General features: G+C 38.0%; 2 protein-coding genes. Both read left to right on the top strand.

The annotated features are described in order from the left end of the window. The coding region (locus ACE1AT_RS26245; protein ID WP_374873754.1) for a transposase at positions 1-759 on the top strand (759 nt) is incomplete at its 5' end. Positions 760-1,275: 516 nt separating this feature from the next. Next, a complete protein-coding gene (locus ACE1AT_RS26250) occupies positions 1,276-2,070 on the top strand; it encodes a DUF4158 domain-containing protein (protein ID WP_374873756.1) in 795 nt (264 codons plus the stop codon). Positions 2,071-2,244: the final 174 nt, after the last annotated feature.

A 2,244-nucleotide genomic window follows, 5' to 3' on the forward strand; every position in this document is an offset into this window, starting at 1 on the left:
GCAGGAGATGAAGTAGTAGTAAGCAAGTCAGGGAAGAAAAGTTATGGGATTGAGCGATTTTTTTCTTCTTTATACGATAAGCCGATACTCGGATTATCATTTTTCGCATTATCTCTGGTCAGTGTTGAGCAAAGAAAAGCAATCCCTTATGAAAATCCTGACCCTAGCCGTAAGTGCCGTCGTAAGTACGCAGACAAGATTGACTATTCATGTATACCAGACAAATTTTTCAAGAAAACTGAGACTGTTGATGATATTCGCACAAATTTTTATCAAGCTCAACTTCTCCATAAAGAATTTTCTCAAGCCTTAAATGTTGTAATTATAGTGCGGATAAATCTTGTAACTTCTCATCTAAGTCATGCTGTGTTATTTTCAACAGATTTGAATTTAAGTTATGAAAAGATTATTGATTATTACAGTTTGAGATTTCAAATCGAATTTAATTTCCGTGATGCAAAACAGTTTTGGGGACTAGAAGATTTTATGAATGTTGGCAAAAACGCCGTGACAAATGCTGCAAATCTCGCTTTTTTTATGGTTAATGTTTCGCAGGTTTTGCTTTCTCACTTTCGTCGATTTAACCCTGATTTCAGTATCACAGACCTCAAGGCGCTATTTCGGGGTTATAGGTATGTTGAGGAAACAATAAAATTACTTCCCCAAAAACCAGACCCTATTGTACTCGCGAATATTTTCCACACAGTTACCAATTTAGGGCGCATTCACCCTGCTACCACTTCCTCTAGTGGGTCATAAATTTGGCGAAGGTATTGATCTGCTATCCAACATCTACAAAATACTGGTCAACCTCTCACTTTTCCTAATATCGCACAAGTAGCAGGTTGTTCTGTCTCCTACCTTTACAAATGGCCTGAACTGACGGCTTACATCCACGATCTGCAAAATCACAAGACCACACAGCTTCAAGACTTAGAGAAAAAAGAACCCGGACCACACAGTCTCAAAACACTTCATGAAGTTTCAAAACAACGAATTCGAGAACTAGAAGGGGTAGTGTTACGGAAGCTGCGGCCAGGGGCAAACTAAACTGTTTAGTTTAGAAAGATGACGATTTTATTGGTATGAAGGCTTTGAGAAAAGTACCGAATCTTCTATTAGAGTTGGCACAATGACCCCTTTTAAGATAAAAGACTGAGAAATTTAGAAGTAATTGGGAGTAGAACGTCAGAGTTTATTCCGACTCTACGCAAAACCGGAACTTTTCATGTCACTTCATGATAATGTGTGAAGAGTAAATTGGAGGAAGTGTTAATGAAGCGACATTGGGAAGTAGATGAATTAATAGAGCATTGGACACTACTTCCCTCAGAAGAAGCACTTTTAGAGAACAAAATTGGTGCTAACCGATTGGGTTTTGCTGTTTTATTAAAATTCTTTCAACTAGAGGGTAGATTTCCAACTGAAAAAAGCGACGTTCCTAAACCTGTTATTGTTTACCTAGCAAAACAACTATCCATTCCCTGGGAAGAATATCATGCCTACGATTGGCAAGGACGTAGCATTAAATATCATCGTGCTCAAATCCGCTCCTTTTTAGATTTTCGTGAAGCCACTGCATCTGATGAAACCGAAATGATCAACTGGTTAGTAGAGCAGGTATTGGCACACGAACAGGATATTGAACATTTATCAGCTTTAGTTTTCCAACAATTTCGTTCAATTCATATTGAGCCTCCAACAAACCAACAAACCTTACGCCTCATCCGGTCAGCTATTCGTAAATACGAAACCAACTTTTTTTCTAATACGCTACAAAAATTATCTGACCTAACTAAAACTCAAATAGATGCATTGTTGTCTCAAACTACAACTACGGATAGTGAAGAAAACATAAATCCCCAAGACTCTCAACAATCATGTGATTTTAGCGACCTAAAAGCAGACCCTGGTCGGGTTGGGTTGGAGAGCATTTTAGGATTTGAATTATTACCCCGATTAAAACGGATTCACTCACAAAAACTTTATCGTCCATCAGCAGGTAATAGTAGTGCTTATCCCAATTTACAACTAATTTTAACCAGGGTAAGCTCATCTAATTTGGTGTAATGTGAACTTGACAAATAAAAGAAGATAAGAAGACACGACCGGATAAAAAACGCACTTGACAACTGAGCAGGATAAATGAGAAGACTTCAATGCTGTTGTTAACACATAGTCAGGACTCAGTTTGATGTCACAAGGCTTTGAAACTAAATCTGCTGATGGTACGAAAAATTCTGG

This window comes from Pelatocladus sp. BLCC-F211 (assembly GCF_041928655.1).
GTDB lineage: Bacteria > Cyanobacteriota > Cyanobacteriia > Cyanobacteriales > Nostocaceae > Pelatocladus.

Bases quoted from the DNA above. Each gene is read 5' to 3' on its own strand.
- ACE1AT_RS26250 (WP_374873756.1), top strand. From the start codon at position 1,276: ATGAAGCGACATTGGGAAGTAGATGAATTAATAGAGCATTGGACACTA.